General features: G+C 46.1%; 21 protein-coding genes. 19 read left to right on the top strand and 2 right to left on the bottom strand.

The genetic code is table 11. From position 1 onward, the window contains the following. Positions 1-107: 107 nt before the first annotated feature. From ADA01nite_RS07080 to ADA01nite_RS07145, 14 genes are all read left to right on the top strand, one after another. Positions 108-872, top strand: coding sequence for an SDR family NAD(P)-dependent oxidoreductase (locus tag ADA01nite_RS07080; RefSeq protein WP_146809245.1), 765 nt, complete (start codon positions 108-110; stop codon positions 870-872). Positions 873-894: 22 nt separating this feature from the next. Next, positions 895-2,487 carry a class I adenylate-forming enzyme family protein gene (locus ADA01nite_RS07085; RefSeq protein WP_146809246.1) on the top strand — a complete coding sequence of 531 codons (1,593 nt, stop codon included), beginning with the start codon at positions 895-897 and terminating at the stop codon, positions 2,485-2,487. Between the two features lie 282 nt (positions 2,488-2,769). Continuing rightward, the gene (locus ADA01nite_RS07090) at positions 2,770-3,639 is read left to right on the top strand and encodes a branched-chain amino acid ABC transporter permease (RefSeq protein WP_146809247.1); all 870 of its coding nucleotides are present in this window, start codon (positions 2,770-2,772) and stop codon (positions 3,637-3,639) included. Positions 3,640-3,646: 7 nt separating this feature from the next. After that, complete coding sequence (locus tag ADA01nite_RS07095) at positions 3,647-4,666, top strand: branched-chain amino acid ABC transporter permease (RefSeq protein WP_146809248.1); 1,020 nt, start codon at positions 3,647-3,649, stop codon at positions 4,664-4,666. An 18-nt stretch (positions 4,667-4,684) separates the two neighbouring features. Continuing rightward, positions 4,685-5,455, top strand: coding sequence for an ABC transporter ATP-binding protein (locus ADA01nite_RS07100; protein ID WP_146809249.1), 771 nt, complete (start codon positions 4,685-4,687; stop codon positions 5,453-5,455). Further along, a complete protein-coding gene (locus ADA01nite_RS07105) occupies positions 5,448-6,158 on the top strand; it encodes an ABC transporter ATP-binding protein (RefSeq protein WP_218029540.1) in 711 nt (236 codons plus the stop codon). Before ADA01nite_RS07100 ends, ADA01nite_RS07105 begins: the two co-directional genes overlap by 8 nt. Before the next feature lie 35 nt (positions 6,159-6,193). Continuing rightward, a complete protein-coding gene (locus ADA01nite_RS07110; protein ID WP_146809251.1) occupies positions 6,194-7,456 on the top strand; it encodes an ABC transporter substrate-binding protein in 1,263 nt (420 codons plus the stop codon). 65 nt (positions 7,457-7,521) lie between these two features. Next, positions 7,522-8,364: a 3-hydroxyacyl-CoA dehydrogenase NAD-binding domain-containing protein gene (locus ADA01nite_RS07115; RefSeq protein WP_146809252.1), complete on the top strand. Its 843-nt coding sequence runs from the start codon at positions 7,522-7,524 to the stop codon at positions 8,362-8,364. 346 nt (positions 8,365-8,710) lie between these two features. Beyond that, positions 8,711-9,136, top strand: coding sequence for an Rrf2 family transcriptional regulator (locus tag ADA01nite_RS07120; RefSeq protein WP_146809253.1), 426 nt, complete (start codon positions 8,711-8,713; stop codon positions 9,134-9,136). Positions 9,137-9,271: 135 nt separating this feature from the next. Continuing rightward, positions 9,272-9,667: an IDEAL domain-containing protein gene (locus ADA01nite_RS07125; protein WP_146809254.1), complete on the top strand. Its 396-nt coding sequence runs from the start codon at positions 9,272-9,274 to the stop codon at positions 9,665-9,667. A 250-nt stretch (positions 9,668-9,917) separates the two neighbouring features. Continuing rightward, positions 9,918-11,057, top strand: a complete 1,140-nt coding sequence (locus ADA01nite_RS07130; RefSeq protein WP_371863543.1) for an NADH-dependent flavin oxidoreductase — start codon at positions 9,918-9,920, stop codon at positions 11,055-11,057. Positions 11,058-11,455: 398 nt separating this feature from the next. Beyond that, positions 11,456-12,163, top strand: a complete 708-nt coding sequence (locus ADA01nite_RS07135) for a FadR/GntR family transcriptional regulator (protein ID WP_146809256.1) — start codon at positions 11,456-11,458, stop codon at positions 12,161-12,163. A gap of 33 nt (positions 12,164-12,196) precedes the next feature. Beyond that, positions 12,197-13,597 carry an FAD-binding oxidoreductase gene (locus tag ADA01nite_RS07140; protein WP_146809283.1) on the top strand — a complete coding sequence of 467 codons (1,401 nt, stop codon included), beginning with the start codon at positions 12,197-12,199 and terminating at the stop codon, positions 13,595-13,597. 1 nt (position 13,598) lies between these two features. Next, complete coding sequence (locus ADA01nite_RS07145) at positions 13,599-14,903, top strand: (Fe-S)-binding protein (protein WP_146809257.1); 1,305 nt, start codon at positions 13,599-13,601, stop codon at positions 14,901-14,903. A 90-nt stretch (positions 14,904-14,993) separates the two neighbouring features. Here the strand turns inward: ADA01nite_RS07145 and ADA01nite_RS21950 are convergent, their stop codons facing one another. Further along, the gene (locus ADA01nite_RS21950; RefSeq protein WP_170230176.1) at positions 14,994-15,152 is read right to left on the bottom strand and encodes a hypothetical protein; all 159 of its coding nucleotides are present in this window, start codon (positions 15,150-15,152) and stop codon (positions 14,994-14,996) included. Between the two features lie 42 nt (positions 15,153-15,194). Further along, entirely contained in the window at positions 15,195-15,407 is a 213-nt protein-coding gene (locus ADA01nite_RS23025; RefSeq protein ID WP_170230177.1) for a hypothetical protein, read from the bottom strand. Between the two features lie 148 nt (positions 15,408-15,555). Between ADA01nite_RS23025 and ADA01nite_RS07155 the strand changes: the two genes are divergently transcribed. The 5 genes from ADA01nite_RS07155 (at position 15,556) to ADA01nite_RS07175 (ending at position 20,428) form a co-directional block, all read left to right on the top strand. Continuing rightward, positions 15,556-17,553 (top strand): AraC family transcriptional regulator, encoded by a 1,998-nt coding sequence (locus tag ADA01nite_RS07155; protein WP_146809258.1) that lies wholly within the window; start codon positions 15,556-15,558, stop codon positions 17,551-17,553. Positions 17,554-17,610: 57 nt separating this feature from the next. Further along, complete coding sequence (locus ADA01nite_RS07160) at positions 17,611-17,850, top strand: (2Fe-2S)-binding protein (RefSeq protein ID WP_146809259.1); 240 nt, start codon at positions 17,611-17,613, stop codon at positions 17,848-17,850. 32 nt (positions 17,851-17,882) lie between these two features. Further along, positions 17,883-19,121 (top strand): MFS transporter, encoded by a 1,239-nt coding sequence (locus ADA01nite_RS07165; protein WP_174760595.1) that lies wholly within the window; start codon positions 17,883-17,885, stop codon positions 19,119-19,121. Between the two features lie 9 nt (positions 19,122-19,130). After that, positions 19,131-19,316, top strand: a complete 186-nt coding sequence (locus ADA01nite_RS07170) for a hypothetical protein (protein ID WP_146809260.1) — start codon at positions 19,131-19,133, stop codon at positions 19,314-19,316. A gap of 137 nt (positions 19,317-19,453) precedes the next feature. After that, on the top strand, positions 19,454-20,428 hold the full coding sequence (locus tag ADA01nite_RS07175; RefSeq protein ID WP_146809261.1) for an ABC transporter substrate-binding protein: 975 nt from the start codon (positions 19,454-19,456) through the stop codon (positions 20,426-20,428). Positions 20,429-20,472 lie beyond the last annotated feature (44 nt).

Consider the following 20,472-nt stretch of genomic DNA (forward strand, 5'->3'; position numbering starts at 1 on the left):
ATAGATATAAGTTTCTTGCGGACGGGGAATGTAGGCACATACACATGGCATAAAAATTGCTAAACGATAATGGCAAGCAGAAAAATTGAAGAGAAAGGAAGAGAGCCATGGATATTCCGACATTTGATTTGACAGGCAGAACCGCACTGGTTACCGGTGGAAGCAAAGGAATAGGATTCGGAATGGCGTACGCGCTTGGCGCTTACGGCGCGCGGGTCGTCATTACAAGCCGCGGAGAAGAAGAAGGATGGGCAGCAGAAGAACAACTACAGGAAGCGGGTTTTGACGCTGCGTATCTTCCATGCGATGTGACGAAGAAAGAGCAGATTGACGGGCTGGTTGCAGAAACGGTCGCACGCTATGGTTCTATTGATATTCTGGTTAATAACGCCGGCATGAACATTCGCAAGCCGCTCATCGAGGTGGAAGAAAGCGACTGGGACCGTGTATTGAGCGTGAACCTGAAGGGGATTTTCCTTGTCGGGCAGGCTGTGGCCAAGCAAATGATGGAGCAGCGGTATGGAAAGATTATTAACATTTCTTCTATCCTTGGGACAATCGGGATGCCGTATCAGACATCGTATGCAGCTAGCAAAGGGGGAATCAACCAGCTGACCAAAGTATGGGCGGAAGAGCTGGCTCCTTATAATATTACGGTGAACGCTCTCGGACCGGCTTACATTCGAACGCCGATGACGGAAGAGTGGTTGAACGACCCGGAACGATACCGGCAAATTATTAACGCGACGATGCAAAAGCGGGTTGGCGAGCTTTCCGATTTGTCTGGACCGGTAGTATTTCTTGCCTCAGACGCTTCTTCCTATGTGACGGGACAGATACTTAATATTGATGGCGGATGGACCGCAAGATAAACGAACGATCAGGAGGACAGTGATGACTATAGCAGTAGAAACACATTTTAACCGTCAATTGAAAGTGTTTGTGCACAGACCTAAAACCATCATGGATATGCTTGGACGGACAGCGGCGAGTTTTCCGGATAAAGAAGCGCTTGTCTCGGCGGAAGAACGGGTGACATACCGGGAGTTCGCTGAGCGGGTCGAAAAGGTTGCGGGCAATCTGTCCGATATTTACGGCATTCGGAAAGGCGATAGGGTCGCGCTGCTGATCGGAAACCGCATTGAGTTTGCGCTGCTGGTGTTTGCTTGTGCCCGAATCGGCGCGATTGCCGTAATTTTGAATACTCGCTTAAAAGAAGAAGAATTGTCTTATATGCTGAACCATTCCGGCGCCTCGCTTTTGCTTTTCGATGGAGAAAGCGTGGACAAGGTGGAAAGGTTGAGGGACAATACGGATATTTCCAGCGTCCGTCACTTTTTTCTGATCGGAAACGCGGCGGCAGCCAGGAGAGAGTATTCTCTGTTTGAGATTTTGCTGCAGCCTGCAGTGGCTCCTACGGTAGACATCCGCGAAACCGATCCGCTGTTTATCATGTATACGTCCGGGACGACCGGCGTACCGAAAGGGGCTATCGGAAGCCACCTGGGCGTTATTCACGGGGCGATAAGCTACGAAAATGTGCTGAAAACGAACAGCCAGACGAAGACCCTGATTGCTGTGCCGCTTTTTCATGTGACCGGACTTGTGGGACAGCTCCTGCATATGGTGCAGGTAGGGGGAACCTCGGTGCTGATGGAAAAATACAAAACCGATAGGTATATTCAGTTGCTGGCTGAAGAAAACATTACCTTTTTGTTTAATGTACCAACGATCTATGTGATGATGATGTCTCATCCTGATTTCGCGAAGCATACGTACCATGCCGTCCGTACCCTGGCGTTCGGCGGAGCGCCGATGTCTATGGATACGATTTCAAATTTGAAGAAAGCGTTTCCGGGAGCGGAACTCCATAATGCCTACGGGGCAACAGAAACCTCCTCACCTACGACCATTATGCCGCGTCACGCCCCAAAGGAGAAGCTTCATTCCGTTGGTATGCCCATTCCCGTCGCAGAAATTAAAGTGATCGATGAAAACGGAGAGGAATGTGCACCCGGGCAGGTAGGACAGCTTTTGATTAAAGGACCGACGGTGATAGAAGGGTATTGGAACAATGAGGAAGCAAACAGGCGCTCTTTTACTGACGGATTCTGGTGTTCCGGCGATATAGCTGTCATCGATGGGGACGGGTTTGTCTACATTATGGATCGAATGAAGGACATGATTAACCGTGGAGGGGAAAAAATTTTTTCGATAGAAGTCGAGAATGTCTTGTATAACCATCCGGGCATCCTGGAGGCGGCTGTGGTTGGAGTTCCAGATAGGATATACGGGGAAACGGTGAAAGCGTTTGTCGTGCCGAAAGCAGATGTTCAAATCGAAGAGGAAGAGGTAAAGCAGTTTGTGCGGGAGCGATTGGCCGAGTATAAGGTACCAACGGCTGTGGAGTTCATTCCGGAGCTACCGAGAAATCCAGGCGGCAAGATTATAAAATCGTACCTGAAAAACGGGCTGCTATACAAATAGTAAATCACTTGTGGGAATATTATGAAATCGATTACAAAATTCATCACCGATTCCTATAGGAATCAAATGTTGAATCTTGTAACAAAAAAGAAACTGTATTTACGTTGATAAACTTCTTTTTTTTCGTTTGTTGGGTTGGCATCAGTATTGCAATATATGGAGAACAAAACAAGATATCGGGAGGAGGCATCCAATGAAACGGTAATGATGTAACAAATAGAGATGATCTCATTGTCGATCATTTATATGAAATTGCAAAATTTGGCTGAGAGAGGTGAATGTATGTTAACCCAACAAATTGTAAGCGGATTAGCTGCAGGTAGTTTATATGCATTAGCTGCGTTAGGATTGGTTTTGATCTATAAAACTTCCGATTTGGTTAACTTTGCCCAAGGGGAAATGGCGATGATTTCCACGTTTGTGGGCTTTACTCTTATTCATTCGTGGGGGATGGGATACTGGCTTTCTTTCCTGCTTGCTCTTGTATTTGCGGCCGTTTTTGGCATTATTGTTGAAAGGGTTTTCATGCGCCCGGTACAAAAAGCACCTGTATTAAGCCAAATTATTTTGACACTTGGCCTTTACATGGCGTTCAGGGGTATAGCGGGGATGATTTGGGGATACGAACCTGCCAGCTTTCCGGAAGCGATTAAAGGGGAGCCGATTTCTTTGGGAAGTATGCTGGTAACACCGAATCAAATTTTAATCTTTACCTTGACTATAGCTCTTATGTTTCTTTTCTTCTATCTTTTCCGTTATACAATGGTCGGCCTTGCCATGAGGGCAGCGGCTCAAAATCTGGGAACGACGGAATTGATGGGGATTCGTGTTGGATCCATTTTCTCGCTGACATGGGCGATTAGCGCTGTCCTTGGAGGAATCGCAGGGCTTCTGATAGCTCCCACTACCTTCCTTGATCCGAATATGATGGGGGAAGTTGCGATTAAGGCGTTTGCAGCGGCAGTGCTTGGGGGGTTTTCCAGTTTGCCTGGTGCGGTGATTGGCGGTCTATCTATCGGTTTGTTTGAAAATTTAGTAGCCGGCTATGTTTCTGCAGAGTTAAAAACAGCCTTTGTGTTCTTTCTGATTATCTTAATTTTATACGTCAAGCCAACAGGGCTGCTCGGAATTAAACAAGTAAAGAAGGTGTGATCAGAGAATGGATCAGCATACACGCAAAAAGATTACGTATCTCTGCATTTTCCTCATGTTTTTATTTCCTGTAGTAGCGGGAGGAGTGAATTACCTGCTTTACTCCGGCAGCTTAATCTTTATCTACGTCATCATCGCCATGAGCCTGAATCTTCTTATCGGATATGGCGGGCAAATATCGATTGGACACGCTTCCTTTTTGGCAATTGGGGCGTATGCATCCGCTATTTTTACCCTTTCCTTAGGCATTCCCTTTTGGTTAGCCTTGCCTTTAGCCGGCTTCTTTACCGCTTTGGTTGGTTTTGTTGTCGGGTTACCCGCAGTAAAATTGAGCGGCCATTTCTTGGCGGTGGCAACGCTAGGATTTGGGGTGGCGATTCCGGAATTGCTCTTGAAATGGGATTCGCTAACGGGAGGATTTTCTGGATTATTTCCTGATAAACCATCCATTTTAGGATATACCTTTGATTCGGATGTGAAAATGTATTACCTCCTGCTTGTGGTTACGCTTATTGTGACCTGGTTGATCAATAATTTGATCAACAGCAGAATGGGCCGCGCATTTGTTGCGATTAGGGAGAGCGAAATTGCGGCAACAGCGATGGGGATTAATGTTCCTTTATATAAAGCGCTCATGTTTAGTATCAGCGCTTTTTACACGGGATTGGCCGGGAGCCTTTATGCCCATTTTATCGGCTTTATTAGTCCCCACGATTTTAATCTTAGTATTTCGTTTCTTGTTCTGGCCATGGTGGTTGTAGGCGGATTCGCCTCGATACCGGGTTCCTACCTGGGGGCTATCCTATTAACGATGATTCCGCAACTCACCGACGAAGTTCCAGGTTTGTCACTTGTTCTAACAGGAGTAGCATTAGTTCTTGTTATCCTTTTCCTTCCGGATGGACTGATAAGCATCAGATCCAGGTGGAAAAGAAAGAAGACGATGAAACCAGCCGATCACCAAACGAACGAGAAATCACTTGATACAGCATCTATATCTAAACAAGCTGTTGGCTCGGAGAAGTAATGTAAGGAGGTGAAAAGCATGTTTTTCGAAATGAAAGGGGTTACAGTTCGGTTTGGCGGTTTGACAGCCGTCAATCATCTTGATCTCTATGTAGAGAAAAATCAAATCTTTAGTTTGATTGGCCCTAACGGAGCCGGCAAAACCACCGTGTTAAATACGATTTCGCGCTTTTATCAACCGGCCCAAGGTCAAATTATGTTTGAGGGGAAAAATATATTGTCCTTAAAACCCCACCAGGTCATTAAAGCCGGTATTGCCCGGAGCTTTCAGAACGTAGAGCTGTTTGCAAATATGAGCGTTTTGGATAATCTCCGAACCGGGCTGCATCCGCAGTTAAAAAGCGGAGTCTTTAGCAGCAGTTTCTTCTTGCCGGGATTTCGCCGTGAGGAGCGGGAGGTCTTGAAGAAGGCAGAGGAAATCCTCGAGTTGTTGGAGATTCAGTATATTGCCCGTGAGATCGTTAAAAACCTGCCGTTCGGGCTGCAAAAAATGGTTGATATTGCCCGTGCCCTGATGGTTAAACCAAAGCTGCTGCTGCTTGATGAACCGGTGGCGGGTATGAACCATACGGAAACCGAACGTATGGGGGAGTTTTTCTGCAGGCTGCGTGATGACTGGGGTATTACTGTTTTTATGATTGAACATGACATGTCTCTAGTGATGAAGATTTCCGACCGGATCGCTGTGGTTGATTTCGGGAGTAAAATTGCGGAAGGATTACCCGCGGAAATTCAACAACATCCCGCAGTGATTGAAGCCTATTTAGGAGAGGGGGATGAAAGTGCTTAAACTTGAAAATATTTTTGCAAGCTATGGGAATATTGAGGCTCTTCGTAATATGAGTCTGGAAATACCGGAGGGTTCCATTATCACGTTATTAGGGGCGAATGGAGCCGGAAAGACTACCACCCTTAAAGTGATTTCAGGTGTAGTAAAGCCGAAGTTTGGGAAGTTAATGTATCAAGGAGAGGAATTAACCGGAAAATCACCGGACCAAATCGTGAAAAGAAAGATCATTCAGTGTCCGGAAAATCGCCAGGTGTTTCCTCAACTGACTGTTTTGGAAAATTTACGAATCGGCTCGTACGCTCGACGTGATCGAGCCATGGTGAAAGAAGACTTACAAAAGGTATTGGAGATGTTCCCCCGCCTGAAGGAAAGACTGGCTCAATTTGCAGGAACATTAAGCGGCGGAGAGCAGCAGATGTTAGCGATCGGACGGGCGTTGATGGCAGCACCAAAGGTTCTGCTGTTAGATGAACCCTCGTTGGGTCTGGCTCCCATTATTGTAAAGGAAATATTTGAAATTATCAAAAATATTAACCGGACAGGTACTTCTATTCTGTTAGTGGAACAAAATGCTCACCTGGCTTTATCCATAGCAGACTATGCCTATGTCTTGGAAAATGGCCAAATTGCCCTGTCTGGAAAGGCAACTGAATTGAAGAAAGATAATCGGGTACGGGAGTTATATTTAGGAGTTACATCCTAAAGATCATATTCATTTCAAAAAAGGGGGAAAAATTAATGGTAAAAATCAACAGAAAAAGTTTAATGGCTATTGGAAGTGTAGTCGTTAGTTTCAGCTTGCTCCTATCAGCTTGCGGTGGCGGGACTACGAGTGCACCAACCAATGCGGAAGCACCAAAAAGCACTGGATCTGCGAAACAGGAGGCGGGCAAGTCCGCTCCCGGAATTACAGACTCTGAAATTCTTATTGGAAACTGGGCAACCCAATCCGGTCCGGCGGCTTTCTATGGAGCGATTGCCAAAGGGGTGGACGCTTACTTTCAATATGTGAATGAACAGGGTGGAGTAAACGGCCGAAAGCTGAAGCTTGTAACCTATGATGAGGAATATCAGCCATCCCGTGCGGTTGCGATTTCGAAAAAGTTAATTGAAGAAGACAAAGTATTTGCCATTGTCGGAAACGATTGTACTTCTTGCAATAAAGCGGCATTACCACAATTTAAAAAGGAGGGCATCCCTGTTGTCGGTGTTTCCAGCGGTGCAGACGTTTTTGTGAATCCTGTCATTCCTAACGTCTACGGCTTGCTCACAAATTATGGGGTAGAAGCCCGGATTTTTGTCAACTATGCTGTGGATGAATTGAAAGCGAAGAGGATAGGAATATTCTATCAGAATGATGATTTTGGAAAAAGCGGTTATAATGCGGCGATTGATGAATTAAAGAAAAAAGGGATTCAACCGGTGGCCGAGATTCCTTACAATACGACCGATGTAGATTTCAGTTCCCCTGCATTAAAAATGAAGGAAGCAAATCCGGATGTTGTCCTTTCCTTCACCATTACCAAATCAACTGCCGCCTACAAAAAGGAACTGCATAAGGTGGGAGTGAATGTGCCATTTATGGTTACAAGTGTAGGAGGCGCGGATAACAATTTATTTAATTTAGCAGGAGAAGCCTGGAAGAATGTCTATAGCTCCAGCTGGACTGCCCTGGTGGGGTCAGACGATCCAAAAGTGAAGAAATACGAGGAAGCGCTTGGCAAGTACGCCAAAGGTGTCAATCCTAGTGGACCGGCCTTATGGGGATGGGCAGAAGCCGAGGTTCTTGTAGAGGGACTTCGTAGAGCTGGAGACGACTTATCCCGCGAAAACTTTATGAAGCAGCTGGAAACACTCAAGGATTGGAACGAGGGGCTAGCCTTTAATGTCACCTATACTCCTGAGAATCACTATGGAACAACGTCCGTTATCATAATCAAGGATCAGGATGGAAAAATGGTTAAAGCCTCTGATGTTATCAAATATGAAGTTGGTAAATAAAGGATGAGGGCGGGCGGGTGTTGAACAAAATAATATCCGCCCCTCTGATAGATGGGGGGAGAAAAATGAAGCAAGTTGCTGTCGTAGGAGCCGGAACAATGGGAGCCGGTATTGCCCAGGCATGTGCCGAAGCTGGATATACGGTGATCTTATTTGATATAGACGGTCAAGCTTTAAGCAAGGGATTAGCGGTCATCGAAACCCAGCTTCATAGTGCGGTAAAGAAGGAAAGGTTTACAGTTGACGAGAGAGATTTGATTATTGGAAGAATTCATGGATCTACAGATTGGAAGGAACTTGCCACTGCCGATTATGTGACAGAGGCAGTTATCGAGAAAACGTCTGTAAAACAAGAGGTATTTCGCAGGCTTGAATCCATCCTGCGAGAAGATGTAGTTTTTGCAACAAATACGTCGGGTTTAAATATCACGGAGATTGCTTCCGTGCTTGCGAATCCGCGGCGGTTGGTTGGTACCCATTACTTTTATCCCGTACCTAAAATGAAGCTGGTTGAGATTGTGCGGGGAGCACAAACCGATGATCAGACTGTACAAACAGCCTTCATGTTTACCGAAAGCCTGGGTAAAAAAGCAATAGAGGTCAAGGAATCTCCTCTTTTTGTGTTTAACCGTATATTAATCCCCATGATTAATGAGGCAATTTTTGTCCTGCAGGAAGATATTTGCCGGAAGGAAGAAATTGATGAAGCTATGATCTTAGGGGCAAGTCACCGGATTGGACCGCTTGCTTTAGCGGATGTAATTGGGCTGGACACTTTGCTATTTGTGATTGAAACGCTGCATACGGAAACGGGTGATCCGAAGTACCGTCCTGCTCCGTTGCTACGGCAGATGGTTCGCGCAGGGAACTTAGGCAGAAAAACAGGTAAAGGTTTCTATCAGTACTAGATAAATCGGCTTTGATATCGTATCCTGCGTTCGTAGTTCGAGGCAGGAAAAGAGGGGATACGGGGTTGGAAAGAGAAGGCAGGCTTTTTTTGGCCGGGGTGCAGGGCGCATCCAACTTCTTACTTCCAGCCTCCCTGTCTTCTCACCACAAAACAAATGTTGAAACATCAAACGTTATCTATTTGAGAATTTCCCTGAAGTCGACGACCCGTTTCGTTATGCTGCCACCATCGGAAAAAATGTCAATACGGGGAGAGGACAGTGCCTATTCCGGCTTCGTTTTCTTGACTTTATAAACTGAATACATTAAGATTACATTATCCTTCTTGAGGAGGAAATGGATTAAGTGAATAGTGAATTTACCATAGCCGTGCACAGCTTAGTCTTTTTAGCCTATTTACCTGATCATATGGCTAGTAGTGAGTTGATTGCGCAAAATGTTTCTACACACCCGGCAAGAATTCGAAAGATCATGAGTTGCTTGCGTAAAAATGGATTTGTAAAGACAAAAGAGGGGATCGGTGGGGGGTATATCCTGAATCACAATCCTCAAGAGATAACGTTGGCTCAGATTTATCGCACCGTCTCATGTGGAACATTCAAACCACACTGGTGTACAGGAGAGTCAGAACAAACTTGTCTGATCTCATCCAATATCCAGGTGGTTATGGATCAAATTTTCAATGAGGCTGAAGTTTATTTTGAAAAGTACTTAGACCAACTTACAATTAGTTCTGTTTTGGAAAAAATTAAACAGTGTCAGCGATGTTGATCAAATTTTTTTGATCTATCTGTAATATTTTTTATTACAGATAGATGGTGGTTTCTTCTTCAACATAGAAAAGGATTCTTTTTTATAAGTCAACTGTAATTATTTTTATAACACTTAATTCGGGGGTGAATGCCGATGATGACAAATAACAAATGGCAATTGGAAGTGGGGGATTGGGTCAAGGGGAAGTCAGAGAATGGAGAATTGATACGAGGTTATATTGAAACTGTAAATCCATTACAAGGGACAGTGAAAGTAAACGTTATTGCATGTGATAATGAAAAAACGATTGGAAAAACCATTGAAACCCTAAGCAAATGGGTTGAAAAATTACCTATTTCGGTAATAGACACCGAGGAACAAATTCTCCATTTAATTGACCTGGCGCTATTAACGAAAGATGAACATTGGTTTATGGAGCTGTCCACGAAATTAAACTCCATTAGACAGGGTTCTGAAGGGGATAGAAAAAAGAATACAGGGGATACGACTTTTGGAAATAGACTGGGGAAATACGGTATAAAGGAATGAGAACTGAGAAATCTGTCCAGGTATTGAAAAGCAGACCATTCATATTCGCTCATTTTATCAAGTATACTAACATTATTGCTGTTTAAGGGAAGGACGGCTGACTTTAGTGGTACGAAGGAAAAGAGAGAAAAGAATGAGGAGAGGAGTTTAATGTAGAAAAAGGCGAAGGCCTTTTTCTTCTTTAAATCTTCTTCCCTCTTCCCCTCTTTCTTTCCTAATGATTTTCATAGAAAACAGGGGTGGAGACCGCGTGAATTCAAAATATCAGTTATTGTTCGAACCGCTAGCGCTACGCAGCGGTGTTCAATTAAAAAACCGTATTGTCATGGCACCACTAACGAACTTTTCCTCGAATGCAGATGGGACAGTTTCAGATGCCGAAGTAGACTATTATATTCGCCGGGCAAAAGGTGTCGGCATGGTCATTACTGCTTGCGCATACGTAACTCCGAACGGAAAAGGGTTTGCCGGTGAATTTGGTGCGGATAGTGACGACATGATCCCCAGTTTACGTCGTTTAGCCACTGCACTTAAGGAACAAGGTACCAGAGCTGTTTTGCAGATCTTCCACGGTGGAAGAATGTGCCCGCCTGAATTGGTTCCAAATGGAGAAACGGTAAGCGCAAGCGCCATTGCAGCGGAGCAGCCAGGGGCTGTAGTGCCTCGGGCGTTAACTGATCAGGAAATCGAAGAAATGATACGCGCTTTTGGTGAGACCACGCGCCGGGCGATTGAAGCAGGTTTTGATGGCGTAGAGATACACGGGGCCAACGGGTATTTAATTCAGCAGTTTTTTTCACCACATTCAAACCGTCGTGACGACCGCTGGGGTGGAAGCTTGGAAAAACGAATGACCTTCCCCCTAAGAGTTATAGATGAGGTGAAAAAGGTTGTAGCTGAACATGCCAAGCATCCGTTCCTTGTCGGTTACCGCCTGTCACCGGAAGAGGCGGAAACTCCTGGAATCACCATGGCTGACACACTTGCGTTTCTCGATGTACTTGCAGATAAACAGCTCGACTATATCCATGTATCGCTTATGGATTTCTGGTCTCATCCGAGACGCGGTGTTGAGAGTACACGTTCACGCATAGAGTTAATCCAGGAACGCGTTGGTCATCTGGTGCCAATCATTGGTGTTGGTTCCATTCGTACACCGGATGACGCCTTAAAAGCTTTGCAAACCGGCGTTCCGCTAATCGCACTCGGACGTGAAATCATCATTGAACCAGACTGGGTAGAAAAAATTGAGCAGGAACGGGAAACAGAAATCCAAACTACCGTGACACAAGATGATCAAGCCCGTTTAGTGATTCCGGACCCGCTCTGGCAAGCAATTATGAATACTCCTGGCTGGTTCCCTGTTGTGAAAACATCTGGACGTTTGTGAATTTGAAAAAGCCAATCTTCGGTTCTTAAATTAAGATTGTATTGTATTAGGATAGTCAGTTCCATATAGGAGCTACTATCCTATTTTTTATTTTAGAAAATGTATGGCAAGGACGGAAGAAATGAATGAGGATACGAGTTGAATGTAGTTAAGGTAAAAGAAGAAAAAACAAATAGTTGTTATACAAATCCCTAATACAGGCTAATTTTTGTATTACAAATTTTATTGTGTTTTTTTGATGTTATGGTTATTATAAAAACAAAAGGAGTGTGGAAAACGAAAAATTCAAAATTATCTTTATTAAAACGGTTTAATTTGTTATACAAATTTATTAGATTTGCTAGACAAATTATTAGCTTCTATTTAATAAAAGAGACATGAAAATATGGGGGCATAGGATGGCTCAAAAAGAAAAAATTTCACAGGTCATATCACGTGAATTATTGAATCTGATCGAAACCGGACAATTTCCTCCGGGTTCAAAATTGCCCACAGAGATGGAACTGGCCGCGCGCTTCGGCGTAAGCAGGATCCCTATCCGGGAGGCGTTAAGCGTGCTGCGGGCAGCCGGTGTCATCTCCTCCCGTCAAGGAGGAGGAAGTTATGTAGAAGAGGTGGCAGGCCCGGCTATCTTGCAGCGCATGCGAATCGAAAGCGATGACGTACAAAGCATTAAACATTTATTTGAAATGAGAAAGATCTTGGAACCTGAAGCAGCGTATCTGGCCGCGCTCAGACGTACGCCCGAACAGCTCGAGAGAATGAAGCAGGTATTAAAACGGCTTGAAAACGAATCGCTCGATGAGGGCAAAAGTGGAATGGATGCCGATATAGAATTTCACCGTTCGATTATTCTGGCTACGCAAAATCCCATTATGATTCAAATGCTAGAAAGCCTTTCTGCTCTTTATGAAAGGGCACTAAAGATTACTCTCCAGCCTAATATGAAATTAAAACAAAAACGCCAGGCTGTATATAAAGAACATAAGGATATTCTGCTGGCCATTGAAGCGGAAGAGCCAGAGCTGGCTAAAATCCAGTGTGTCATTCATTTAAAAAATGCGGAGAAGAAGTTAAGTCTGTTCTTAAAAGATTATTCGATATAGCCAGACAGGAAGGGAGAAGATTACATGAAGGCGATGACATCTGCTCATATTGAAGAAGTGATAAACATCGCGAAAACTGGCAATGTCCTAACGAGTGAAAGCGATCGTTTCAGCTATTCGTTTGACGGTTCCTTTGGTACATTCCTGCCGGACGTTGTTATTCAGACAAAAAGCGTGGAAGAGCTGGCGGCACTTGTGAAATTTGCTAATCGCGAAAAAATTCCCGTCTATCCGCGTGGTCAGTCCACCTGCTTAAGCGGAGGACCGCTTCCGGTTCACGGCGGCATGGTATTCGATTTATCGGTGCTGGACGATTTGCTTGAAATAAACGAAGAAGATTTAATTGCCGTTGTATCGCCCGGTGTGTTAACGGCGAATATCCATAAAGCGGCCGAACAAAAAGGCTTATTTTATCCTCCTGATCCGAGCAGTTCCCATGTTTCTACCATCGGCGGCAATCTGGCCGAGAACTCGGGGGGCCCGCGAGGATTGAAATACGGAGTGACCAAAGATTATGTGATTGGCCTGGAAGTCATTACCCCTGAGGGAGAGATCATTAAAACCGGCGGCCGCACAGTAAAAAATGTGACGGGTTACGATTTAACGAAACTCATTGTCGGATCGGAAGGCACACTCGGCATTATTACGAAAGCAGTGCTGCGCCTTCTCCCGAAACCACCTGCTTCCGAGACGGTTATGGCTGTATTTGATAGCCTGATTGACGCCGGAAGCGCCATTTCAAAAATCCTATCGGCCGGTATTTTGCCTTCCAAAATGGAGTTGATGGACCAGGCGTCGATCATAGCGGTTGAAAATTATGAACCGCTCGGTCTTCCCGTGGATGCAGAAGCGATTATTTTGATCGAACTGGACGGCCATCCCGCCGCCGTGAAGGATGAGGTTCAACAGGTATCCCGGCTATGCAAATCCGTAGGGGTCCGCGATATTCGCATTCCGCAAAATGCAGTCGAAAAAGCGGAGATATGGAAAGCCCGCAAGCTCGTATCTCCGGCTATCGTCCGTATTAAACCAACGAAAATTTCAGAAGACGCTACCGTACCACGCAGCAAAATTCCGGAAATGTGCGCAAAGCTGCAGGAAATTCGGGATCGGTATCGTGTTCATCTTGTCGTATTCGGTCACGCAGGTGACGGTAATCTTCATCCGAATATTATTTGCGATAAAAGCGACAGGGAAGAAATGCGCCGTGTAGAACAGGCGGTTGCTGAAATCTTTAAAGCGGCGATTGAACTCGGCGGAACGCTGTCCGGCGAGCACGGCATCGGAACAATGAAAGCTCCCTTTATGGAGATGGAATTGGGAGCCGTCGGCCTGGATATGATGAAGCGTATTAAAAAAGTATGGGACCCGAACAACATCATGAATCCCGGCAAAATTTTTCCGGAACCAGGACAAAAATTGGAGTTGAGCTAACATGAGCCAGTCTCTCGAACAATTGCGAGAAGAATTTCAGTATGAAAAAACAAACAGTTGTGTACAGTGCGGCTATTGTCTGCCCGTATGTCCGACCTATGCCACGATGGGAAAAGAAACACATTCCCCGCGGGGCCGGATTAACCTTGTGAAAATGGTCGGCGAAGGGAGAATTACGGATTTATCGGTACTCGAAGAGCCGCTTGATTTATGCCTTGGCTGTCGTGCCTGCGAAACGGCCTGTCCAACGGGAGTTGAGTACGGTTCGATTCTCGAAGCGGCACGGGCAGCGCTCGTCAGACGCAAGAAATTTTCCGCTCCCGTTCGCCTTCTGCGAAAGACCATGTTCAGAAAAGTATTTCCCAGCAGCCGAATCATGAAACTTACCGCCAGCGCGCTTTGGCTTTATCAAAAAAGCGGGCTGCAAAAAGCGGCGCGCGCGTCCGGAATTATGAAGAAATTGCCCTATCATCTGGGCGATTTTGAGGCAATCACACCTCCGGCCGTTTCGCCTGCGGAACGCAATCAAGCCCCTGTCAGAGTAAAAGCAAAAGGCGAAAAGAAGTATACAATCGGTTTTTTTACAGGATGCATTATGGATGCGATGTTTCAACGTATCAATCGTTTATCTGTACTGCTGCTCGCAGAAGCGGGTTGTGATGTTCTTGTAGTTCCAAAACAGACATGCTGCGGCGCGTTGCACGCGCATTCCGGAGAAATAGAGGAAGCAAAGCGGCTTGCCAGGCAAAATATCGCCGCATTTGAACAGGCTGATATTGACTTCATCGTAAATAACGCAGGAGGATGTGGCGCTATGTTGTATGAATACAGCCACCTGCTTGCAAATGAGAAAGAATGGGCTGACAGAGCGAACGTGTTCTCCGCAAAATCGAGAGACATCAGCCAGGTACTTGCTGCGTGCGGCGGCCTGCCTGACTTGCAGACACGTTCGGGTGAACGGGTGACGTATCAACGGTCCTGTCATATGACGAATGTACAAAAAGTCGTGAAAGAACCGCTCGAACTTCTGACAAGCATACCGGGGATTGAGTTCGTAGAGATGGAAGATGCAAATATGTGCTGTGGTTCAGCAGGAATTTATAATATTGTCCATTATGAGGAGTCCATGAAGATTCTCGACGAAAAGATGAATCATACGAAAGCAACCGGAGCCTCTGTCATCATTACGACTAATCCCGGTTGCCTGCTACAAATGAAACTTGGCATTGAACGTGAAAAACTGACCGGCTCTGTACGGGCGCTGCACTTGATTGAATATATAGCCGAGGCGGCAGGCATCTCATAAAGAGAAGATTGGCTTTGGCTTCTGCAATTTTAAAAAAAGTAGTTAAGGGATACGAATTTATAAAAAGCAGGGAATAGGGGGATGTACAGTTTAGCTGCCGAAGATGAGTTGGTAAATAAAGTGCATTCCCCGTATGGCAAAATAAGCTATATAGAGGATGAGAATGAACGTAACTGAACGCTTTGCCTGTCTCATGTGCGCTTCCATAATTAGCTTTTGAATTTGCTCCTGTTTATGGTCACAGTCCATGACGTACACCTGCTTTCATTCTTCGATATTCTACATCGGATCTTATTTTCTCTTCTCCTTCCTTCTTTCTTCATGATTTTCAAAGAAAAAGGCATTTCTCTCACGTATACCCCTATTAGATAAGTGGAGGGCAATCTTTTTCATATTCTGTACCGATACGCTCATCAGAGTGTGTTTACTGACGTTGCGTAATCCCCGCAAACGGTAATAGCGAAACCCTTGGAGCTGTTTAGCATCCGCGAAGTTTCGCTCCACGATAAGTCTTCGCCAGGCGCAAGGGAGCAAGCTGTAAGACGAGAGAAAAAAGTTTCGGGAACACCAAGTAATTGATACTGATAATCGTTATTGCTATAATGGCTCCAAAAAAAGTAAACAGAACATAAATTGCAGGAGGGGACAGGAGTTGTCATTTCAAGATCAGCTATTGCTGTGGAATCATGCGTCTCTCAAGGTTTTAGACGTACGCCATGCCACCTTGCATCCGGGCGATAGTCTGCACGCTTACCGGCTTCCAGCCAGCGTTTTTCTGCTCACCACACGAGGCGTGGCACAGGTGTTGCTCGATGGTATTGCGTATGCGGCAGATAAAAGCCTTGTCTGTCATGCTGGGAAAGGTGCGCTTCTCGATATTGTCGAGGTAGTGGAGACGCTGGAATATTACATGGTTTTCTATAAAGCGGTACTGACGATGCCATGCCGCAGGGAATTGCTGCGTATGTACCAAACAAGCAATCCCTTCCTCGCACAGTACGCTTTTGCTCCACCGTGCCCGCTCCCCCTTTTTTCAAAGATAGAGCAAATGCAACGGCAATGGCAGCAATCCGGCGCGCTGGAAAAATTCCATGTCAAAGCTTTGTTCCATCATTTCGTATATGACCTCCTGCAACAGTCGCAGACGCTAGGCAGCGGGGCGACCCAACCGCAGCTGATTACCCAGGCGATTCACTATTTAGAGGAGCGTTACGCCGAGCCAATAACGCTTAACTCATTGACAGCAGCGCTGGATTGCAACGCTCGTCAGTTGCAGAGGCTATTCAAAGCGAGGCTGAATATTGGCCCGATGGAGTATTTGCTTCAGGTGCGACTCAAACAAGCCAAGGCTTTGCTCAAGCATACCAATATCACATTGGCCCAAATTGCTGAGGCTGTTGGCTATATGGACAGCTACTATTTCAGTCGGATTTTTAAAAAATATACGGGAGTGTCGCCCCGCCAATATAAAGAGCAGGCCAGGGATAGGGAGCACCGTCGCCAAACTCCATTACACAAGTCGCGATCATCGATTGTTCCTGGAAGCGCACAATTGTATAGTGTTACTGCTAGTGATGATAATAGTTCTCACTATCAGGCTGGTGAGGTCATCCATTCGTATACAAGCTCAAAGGCAGCAATGACCAATAGCTTAACATCCATGTTGCCCTTGCTTCTGGGCGCACACTCCCTTACAACAAGTGCAGGGGCCTATTCGGCAGGAGAGATTTCTCCAGCCGATAGCGTTACGGTACAGCCAACAGTCAGCAGCGACGAAGCAGGAAATGCCGGTATTACGGGGAGCACGGCAGCAGCAAGCATGCGGCGAATCATTAAGCATCAAAAGGGTGAGTTTGCGCTGGAACAGAAGCCGGAGAAAATTGTCGTACTGGACTACCAATATATTGATCAACTGCTGAAGCTGGGCGATCAGCCGATTGGCAGCGTAATCCCAACGATTGAGTCTTCGTCGTTCCCCGACTATTTGACAGGTAAGCTGACTGATATCAAGGTGCTCGGGACGAAGGAAGAGCCTGATCTGGAGGCGATTGTTCAGGCTGCACCGGATTTGATCATTTGTACCGCGTTTCAGGAGCACATTTTTGAAAAGCTGGTCGAAATCGCGCCGACACTAATGTTTGACCGAAATGAAGATTGGCGTACCACCCTTCTTACGTTCGGGAGCATTGTCGGCAAAGAGCAAATTGCGCAGAACGTGCTGGACAGATACCAGAAAAGGATAGACGCTCTGAAAGCTGCCCTGACCGATAAGCTGGGCGGGCAGACAGTCGCCTTGATTCGGCCGCGCGATCAGATGATCCGGCTACAAACGGCAAAACATCGCACGGCAAAGATTTTGTACGGAGATCTTGGGATGTCGCCTCCGCAAATGGTCATGGACAGCACAAAAACCAGCTTCACCATCTCGTTAGAGGCAATGTCGGCATTAAACGCGGATCACCTGATTGTTTTACAGGATGATTCCAATACGGAGTTGGTGGAGGAGTATCAACAGACAGCAATCTGGAAAAACGTTCCTGCCGTACAGGCAAATCAGGTCTACACGGTTGACACGACGCTGTGGGTAGGTTACTATGGCCCGTTTGCAATTAATCAGATAGTGGATGAAATTGCCGAAGCAATGCTGTAGATAAGATGGTGAGGGAGAACATGTCCAAACCCAAAATACGCCTGTGGGCGTAGCTTAATGATCGGCGTGGAAATGGTAATGGGAGCTTGTGCAGGGAGGGAGGAACACTTACGTATCGAGGACGATTTTGCTTATCTGGTTCATAAAGCGCCGGGTGCATTATTCGGGGAAATTCAAAATCCATTCGTCCCATTTTACACTGAAGCACCGGCTGTTCGTATGCGTAAAACATGCTGTTTTTATTTTCAGGTTTCCACCAGTGGAGAATATTGCACAGTCTGCCCGAAAGCGAAATGAAGATGGCATAGAGAAAGGAATGTGTTGTCATCGTGAAAAAGTGGAAGCGAAATCTATTCATTTTGTATGTCGGGCAATTCCTGGCCATGGCCTCTATGAGTTGTGTTACTCCCTTTTTACCGTTGTACTTACAGCAAATGGGGCTTACCGATCATGATGAAGTGCTTGTATGGTCGGGTCTTATTTTTGGAGCCAATCTTCTGACAGCCTTCATCTTTTCGCCGATTTGGGGGAAACTTGCCGATCGGTACGGACGCAAAATGATGCTGATTCGCTCCGGCTTTGGCATGGCTATCACCATTACGCTCCTGGGCTTTGCCACAAGCCCTGTACACTTGTTGTTATTGCGATTATTGAACGGGATGTTGTCCGGATTCGGTCCGGCTGCCGTCGCACTAATCGCCACCAATACTCCGAAAGAGCGGAGCGGGTATGCGCTCGGAACTTTACATTCAGGCACCGTTGCCGGGACGATTTGCGGTCCATTATTAGGCGGATTCATGGCCGACCGATTCGGTTTCAGCGCCGTTTTCTTCTATACCGGCTTATGTATTTTTCTCGCTACGCTGATCGTCATCTTTGGGGTCAGGGAACATTTTGAGAAAAAAGAAACGACAGAGCCAAAAACAGACTTTCGGCAAGACTTCAAAAAAATTGTTTCCAGGAAGCCGATTGCCTCTCTGTTCGTCTCCGCAGCGATCATTCGGTCAGCCATGACTGGCACATTGCCGCTTATCCCGCTATATGTCCAGCAGTTGGCGCCCAGTCAGGAGAATCTGGTCGTATTGGCCGGAGTAACTTCTGCGGCGATGGGTATCGCCAATATGCTTACCGCACCGCAGTTGGGGAAACTGGGAGACAAGTATGGTTCCCATCGCATTTTCCTTTGCTCGGTGTTTGGCGCGATTTTATTTTCTATCCCGCAAGCGTTTGTTCAGCACTTGTGGCAGTTAATTGTATTGCGGTTTTGTACCGGCGCGTGCCTTGCTGGCATGATGCCTTCCATAAATGTTCTTATCAGGCATTATGCTCCAGATGGCATGGAAAGCCGAACATACAGCTATGTCAATTGCGCATTGTTTTTGGGAGGCATGGCGGGGGCGCTTGGCATGGGCGTTATCGCATCCTGGTTTGGCTTATCGATGATCTTTATTTGTTCCGCCGTTCTTTTGTTGCTCAACAATGTGTGGATGAAATTGACTGTGTTTCCGGAAATCAAGCAAGATCGCGAGGCGGCTGCCTTTGTCGGCGGTCAGGATGTATCCAAGTGAGGGGTTACGATGAATACAATTCATGGGGCTCGTGCATTTTCAACCGAGCATTATGCAAATGTTGAGCAAAGGGCCCTTTGCGAATGGATCGAAGCGGTTATTTACGAAGAAACCGTAGTTCCTTGGCTTATCCATGGGATGGTCCTTTGCCTGCATCCGGGATTGCCGCTTGACTGTGCAAAAAGTGAAGGCTAACGGTTCTGCGTGGCTGGCATGTCGCAAAAGTCAAAAAGTTGGTCGCAAAAATCCATGTTCATTCTGGAGTACTTCCTTATAATAAGAATGAGAATCAATATCATAAAATGCGATCAACAAAAGGAGAGGAAATAGAAATGTCTAGGCCTAATACATTTACGTTTAAACTACTTGCGATCTTTTTATGCATGCTAGTGATGGCTGGTTGCGGGGGGAATCAGCAAGGGGTAGCGACTTCCGAGCCGACGCAAGGACAGGCAACGGAAACACAAGACGCCAGGGTTGTTCAGCATGCCATGGGGACGACTGAAATAAAAGGTACACCCCAAAGGGTAGTCACGCTGTTTCAAGGTGCCACGGACGCTGCATTGCTGCTGGGAGTGAAGCCGGTAGGAGCCGTGGAATCCTGGATCGAACAGCCCTGGTACAATTACATAAGAGACCGGATGGAAGGGGTAACGAATCTCGGTTCGGAAAACCAGCCCAACCTGGAAGAAATCGTTGCGCTTAAACCGGATCTGATTATCGCTTCTAAAACACGGCATGAAAAGATTGCTCAGCAATTGTCAGCTATCGCGCCAACCGTCATGACAGAAGAGGTGCATCTGTGGAAGGATACGCTGCACCTGTCGGCAGAAGCACTAAATAAAAAGGAAGAAGAGCAAAAATTCTTGACTGAGTGGGGGCAAAAAGTTGCTGAATTTAAGAGAAAAATGGGCGACAAGTTGAAGCTGGAAGCGGGTATCGTTGACTTCCGTGTCGATCATGCCCGCATTGTGTATACCGGATTTTCGGCTCTCGTCTTAGAAGAGCTGGGGATCGCCCGGCCTGCCAGTCAGCGGGGAGAAGAGTGGGGTGTGCAGCTCACATCCAAGGAAAATATACCGCAAATGGATGCAGACATCATTTTTGATCAAACGAGTACATCACGAGATGACGGTCGACTGGATTTGCGAAAGGAATGGAGCGAGCATCCGCTATGGAAAAATTTAAAAGCCGTTAAAAATAATCGAGTATTTGAGGTGGATACGGCGGTATGGAATAACGGCTCAGGCCCATTGGCAGCGCTGGAGATGCTGGAAGATCTCTACGGTTTTTATGAGTTGAAATAATCTGTTTGGTATGGTGAGGCTGTTGACCGATGGTGGTGTCAACA

Source organism: Aneurinibacillus danicus, assembly GCF_007991215.1.
GTDB lineage: Bacteria > Bacillota > Bacilli > Aneurinibacillales > Aneurinibacillaceae > Aneurinibacillus > Aneurinibacillus danicus.

Coding starts and splice junctions, on each gene's coding strand:
- ADA01nite_RS07125 (WP_146809254.1), top strand. CDS start 9,272: ATGATGACAAATAACAAATGGCAATTGGAAGTGGGGGATTGGGTCAAG.
- ADA01nite_RS07100 (WP_146809249.1), top strand. CDS start 4,685: ATGTTTTTCGAAATGAAAGGGGTTACAGTTCGGTTTGGCGGTTTGACA.
- ADA01nite_RS07175 (WP_146809261.1), top strand. CDS start 19,454: ATGTCTAGGCCTAATACATTTACGTTTAAACTACTTGCGATCTTTTTA.
- ADA01nite_RS07090 (WP_146809247.1), top strand. CDS start 2,770: ATGTTAACCCAACAAATTGTAAGCGGATTAGCTGCAGGTAGTTTATAT.
- ADA01nite_RS07170 (WP_146809260.1), top strand. CDS start 19,131: ATGAATACAATTCATGGGGCTCGTGCATTTTCAACCGAGCATTATGCA.
- ADA01nite_RS07095 (WP_146809248.1), top strand. CDS start 3,647: ATGGATCAGCATACACGCAAAAAGATTACGTATCTCTGCATTTTCCTC.
- ADA01nite_RS07115 (WP_146809252.1), top strand. CDS start 7,522: ATGAAGCAAGTTGCTGTCGTAGGAGCCGGAACAATGGGAGCCGGTATT.
- ADA01nite_RS07080 (WP_146809245.1), top strand. CDS start 108: ATGGATATTCCGACATTTGATTTGACAGGCAGAACCGCACTGGTTACC.
- ADA01nite_RS07140 (WP_146809283.1), top strand. CDS start 12,197: ATGACATCTGCTCATATTGAAGAAGTGATAAACATCGCGAAAACTGGC.
- ADA01nite_RS21950 (WP_170230176.1), bottom strand. CDS start 15,152: ATGGACTGTGACCATAAACAGGAGCAAATTCAAAAGCTAATTATGGAA.
- ADA01nite_RS07160 (WP_146809259.1), top strand. CDS start 17,611: ATGATCGGCGTGGAAATGGTAATGGGAGCTTGTGCAGGGAGGGAGGAA.
- ADA01nite_RS07135 (WP_146809256.1), top strand. CDS start 11,456: ATGGCTCAAAAAGAAAAAATTTCACAGGTCATATCACGTGAATTATTG.
- ADA01nite_RS07110 (WP_146809251.1), top strand. CDS start 6,194: ATGGTAAAAATCAACAGAAAAAGTTTAATGGCTATTGGAAGTGTAGTC.
- ADA01nite_RS07145 (WP_146809257.1), top strand. CDS start 13,599: ATGAGCCAGTCTCTCGAACAATTGCGAGAAGAATTTCAGTATGAAAAA.
- ADA01nite_RS07085 (WP_146809246.1), top strand. CDS start 895: ATGACTATAGCAGTAGAAACACATTTTAACCGTCAATTGAAAGTGTTT.